This is a genomic window from Paraburkholderia sp. (assembly GCF_034668105.1).
Classification (GTDB): Bacteria; Pseudomonadota; Gammaproteobacteria; order Burkholderiales; family Burkholderiaceae; genus Paraburkholderia.
The window spans coordinates 1-4,487 of the sequence record NZ_JAXDPY010000441.1 but is presented as its reverse complement, the minus strand read 5'-3'; the positions used below and the strand labels follow the sequence as shown (position 1 = coordinate 4,487).

The 4,487-nt window shown below is 64.9% G+C and carries 3 protein-coding genes; 1 reads left to right on the top strand and 2 read right to left on the bottom strand.

Annotated elements, in window-relative coordinates:
• Window positions 1-305: 305 nt before the first annotated feature.
• Both QOC89_RS19830 and QOC89_RS19825 read right to left on the bottom strand, forming a co-directional pair.
• Window positions 306-1,373, bottom strand: a complete 1,068-nt coding sequence (locus QOC89_RS19830; RefSeq protein WP_323046580.1) for a VacJ family lipoprotein — start codon at window positions 1,371-1,373, stop codon at window positions 306-308.
• Between the two features lie 2 nt (window positions 1,374-1,375).
• A complete protein-coding gene (locus tag QOC89_RS19825; protein ID WP_323046579.1) occupies window positions 1,376-3,991 on the bottom strand; it encodes an MMPL family transporter in 2,616 nt (871 codons plus the stop codon).
• A gap of 214 nt (window positions 3,992-4,205) precedes the next feature.
• Between QOC89_RS19825 and QOC89_RS19820 the strand changes: the two genes are divergently transcribed.
• The coding region (locus tag QOC89_RS19820; RefSeq protein ID WP_323046578.1) for an ABC transporter substrate-binding protein at window positions 4,206-4,487 on the top strand (282 nt) is incomplete at its 3' end.

Genomic DNA, 4,487 nt, shown 5'->3' with positions numbered 1-4,487 from the left:
CTGCTTCAGGTCGCCGTCGATGCGCGGGCGGCGCGGACTTCGCTGGTGCAGGCGCGGCAGGCGATGGAGGAGGGTTTGCGGTTCGGGGATGTCTGAGCGGCAGTTGCTCAGTCGGTGCTTCTGTTTGTTGTCTTCTTCAGAATGCTCTCGGTGGCAGCGGCGGAGCCGTGACGGCCATGATGTATATCAAGGAAAACAGCACTCTCAAATAGAGGGGCGGCTGATCCTGCTGCGCGCACGATTCAAACTTTGCTGCCCGTTCTTCGCCGCCCCTGCGCGCTTGTGCGCGAGGGGCGGCTACGCGCTTATTGTGTCGCCGGAACGGCTTCCTGCGGTTTCTTGTCCGCCGGCGCGGTTTGTGGGGCGGCCGTCGGTGTAGTGACGCCCGACGCGGCAGCCGGGGCCGCCGCTGGTGAGTTCGGCGTCTCGCCCGGATCAGAGTAGTTCGGTACGCCTGCCGGGCCGCCCGTGGCGCTTCCCGAGGCGGCGTTCGGGGCCTGTGGGGCGTCGCCCGGATCAGTGTAGTTCGGCACCCCCGCCGGGGCACCCGTGGCGCTCCCCGATGCCGCATTCGGCGCTTGCGCTGCGTCGCCCGGGTCCGCGTAGTTCGGTAAGGCCGCCGGGGCGCCTGCGGCGGGAGCGGCTGCGCCAGAACTGCCGCCCTCGTCGTCGTAGTTCGGCAGCGGCGCGGCGTTATCGCCCGTGCCGCGCAAACGCGCGCGGCGCTGCTGGCTATAGGCGTCGCGTACGAACGAATACTTGTCGAGCGCGGCCTGTTGCAGCAGGTCGGATGCGCCTAGCAAATCAGAGCGCGTGCTCACGAACTGCAACACGTACAACGGATTGCGCGTCGCCGGCTCGATGTAGTTCAACGGGTTGAACTTCACGTCCACGATCAGGCCCATGCTGTCACGCACCGTGCTCGGGCCGAATAGCGGCAACACGAGGTAGGGGCCCGACGGCACGCCCCAGTGACCCAGCGTCAGGCCGAAGTCCTGTTGATGCTTCGGCAGGCCGGCCGGCGTCGCCCAATCGAGCAGGCCGCCAAGTCCAAAGGTCGAATTGAACGCGAAGCGCACGATGTCTTCGGTGGCGTCCGTGATCTTCAACTGCAACAGGTTGTTGGCGGCGTTGCTCAGGTCGCCGAGATTCGAGAAGAAGTTGCTCACGGCGGTGCGCAAGGGCTGCGGCGTCACCTTCTGGTAACCCTTGGCGACCGGCACAGCGACGTAGCGGTCCAGGCCGTCGTTGAAATTGAAAATCACGCGGTTCGCCGGTTCGAACGGGTCGCCCGGCTTGCGGTCGGGGCCGGTCGCGCAGCCGGAAATCAGGCCGGTGGCGGCCAGCGCCAGCACGGTGGTTCGCAACTTCATACTTATATTCCTTTGTGCTTCGCGCGACGTGGGCGCGGCTTGCCCATCAGCACGGGCTGGAACACCACCGCGCCGATCAGCGTGCAAAACAACGAGAGTGCCAGCAAGCGTCCCATGCTCGACGTGCCCGGATGGTGCGACAGCCATAGGCTGCCGAACGCGGTCGCCGTGGTCGCCGCGCTGAACAACACGGCATGCGTGAGGCTCGACTGCAACAGGCCAGTCTGCCCGTTACGCCACGCCATCACGAAGTAAATCTTAAATGCTACGCCGACGCCGAGCATCAGCGGCAATGCAATGATATTCGCGAAGTTCAGCGGCATGCCGAACACCACGCACAGTTCCAACGTCACCAGCGCCGACACCAGCAGCGGCACCAGCGTGCGCAGCATGTCGCCGACGCGCCGCAGTGCGATCCACAGCAAAACCGCGATCGACAGCAACGCATAGCCGGCGGCCTGCAGGAACGCCTTGATGATCGTGTCCGCGGAATGCAGGATCGAAATCGGGCCGCCGATCGCGTCCGGTTCGGCTTTCTTCACGGCGTGCGCAAAGCGGGCGAGCGTCGCGTCGTCATTCGGATCGGTGCCGGCCTTGACCTTCGGCGCGATGTCGACGAGTGCGCGGCCGTCCTTCGAGAGCCAGCTCGTGGAGATCTCCTTGGGCAGGTTCTCGCGCGTGATCTCGGTGGGCTGCAGCAGATCCGCCAGTTGCTTCAGCGCGATGCGCAGCGGCTCGGACAGCGCGGTTTCGGCCCGGTCGCGCGTGGCGGCGTCGGCGGCGGCCAGCTTTTGCAGCGTGGTGGACAGGTGCCTGGCTTCGGCGGCGCCGGGACCCGGGTGGTCGTCGGCGGCGAGCGAGAGCTGGTTCGACGCGCGTTTGAGCGCGGCGACCCGCACCGCGTCCGTGGCCTGAGGCGAGGGTTGCTGCTGCAGCGCGGGCAACAGTTGCTGCGCCGCGCTCGCAATCAGCATCAGCTTTTGCTGCTGGTCGGCCGGAATGAAGCTGTCCAGCGTAGTCACGCGGCCCACTTCCGGCAGCGTGCGCAGATGCGCGGCCTTCTGGTCCGCGTCGGCAAGCGTGGGCGCCAGCACATGCACGTTGTTGACCGCCGCTTCCGGCGAATCCTTCAGCGACAGCAGCGTCGCCATGGATTCCGTATGCGGATCCTTCAGATGCAGCGGGTTGAAGTCGAAGCGCAGATGCGTGAGCAACGGCGTGGCGCCGATCACCAGGATCAGCGTGCCGATCAGCACCGGCTTGCGGTGATGATCGAGGAAGTCGTCGACAGGGGCGAGTTGCTTGAAACCGGGCGAAGCGGCCTCGCCGGGCGGATTGAAGATTTTCAGCAGCGCCGGCAGCAGCGTCATGTTGGTGAAGTACGCGACGAACATGCCCACGCCGGCGATCTCGCCCAATTCCGACACGCCGCGGTAAGCCGTCGGCAGGAACGAGAAGAAGCTCAGCGCGACCGCCACGGCAGCGAGCGTGAGCGGCACGCCGATGCTGTGCGCGGTATGCACGAGGGCGGCGGAAAGACGGTCGTCGCGATGACGTTCCTCACGATATTTGACGCCGAACTGCACGCCGAAATCGACCCCGAGGCCGACGAACAGCACCATGAAGGCGACCGAAATCATGTTGAGCGCGCCGACCAGCAGCAGGCCGAGCGCCGCGGTGATCGCGAGCCCGACGAACAGCGTGATGAACACCGCGACGATCATGCGGCCCGAACGCAGCGCCAGCCAAAGAATGATCAGCACGACGATGAAGGTGCCGATGCCGTTGAGCACGGCGCCGTCCTTGACCGACGCGAATTCTTCGTCGGCGAGCGGCTGTTCGCCGGTCAGGCGGACCGAAGCGCCATAACGCGTATCGAGGTGCAGCGAGGCGGCGGTGTCGCGGATCGATTTCGAGGCGGTCGCGCCCGGTTCCAGCGCATCGTAGTTCACAACCGGCTGCACCGTGACGAAAGCGCGCGCCGGCTCCGTGGCGGCGCTTTTGTCGACCAGTGCGCGCCACGAGAATGCCGCGGGCTGGCCGGCCAGCACCCGGTCGAGCGTGGTTGCGCTTTGCGACAGCAAATGGCTCATGTCGGCCAGCTTCACCTGACCCAGTTGCAGCGGCAGCAACAGGCTCGTGGTGAGCGTGCCGGCGAGGCCGGTCAGGCTCGGATCGTGCGCGAGGGCATTGACGAGCGGGCGGGACTGGACGAGCTGCGAGGTGGTTGAGAGGACCTCATCGGTTGCCGGGAACAGCAGACCATTGTGTTCGAAGAATGGGCCGCCGGCGGGCTGCGAGACCGCGACGAACTCCTTCGGATCGGCTTTGAGCGCGGCCGTCAGCGCATTGGCGGCGGCGTCGGCAAACTCCGGGGCGCGGGCTTCGACTACCACCAGCACGGTTTGACCGCGATCGGGGAAGGCCGCGTCCATCGCATTTTCAAGCGACGACCATTGTTTATCGGTCTCGATGAGCTTGCTGATATCGGTGTTGATCTTGAAGTTATGGGCGACATAGAAGCCGCTCAAAACGGCGAGCACGAGCGACAGAGCGATGATCCGTAACGGATGGCGCACCGAATAGGCGACGAGACGGACGATAGTTGACTTCAGCATGTAGGCGGAGAGGGCCTTATCACGGAGGGTGTTTTTTGACGAAAGTGCACAAGTATACAGAGCCGGAGCGGTTCGGCTCCATTTCGGTAGCAAGGACGGCTCCCGGGTGGCGCACATGGGGCGGGAACGCATTATCGGTATACTTGGTCTATCCTGCTTTCGCCACGGGCTCGCGAGCCCGCCGGCGCTTACTTCTTGGGGTTTTGGCAAGCGTATGAAACGTTATCTGTCTGCTTTTCTGGCTGCGGCCGTGGTGTCCACTGCGGCTTATGCGCAAAGCGCGCCCGACGCGATGGTGAAGAATGCCGTGGAAGGCACGGTTGCCGCGATGAAGGCTGATCCACAGGCGCGTGGCGGCGATATGGCGAAGATCACCGAGCTGGTTCAGACGCGCTTTGTGCCGGCTACCGATTTTCAGCGCACCACGCGGATCGCGGTTGGCAAGGCCTGGAGCACGGCAACGCCCGAGCAGCAGAAGCAACTGTACGAGCAGTTT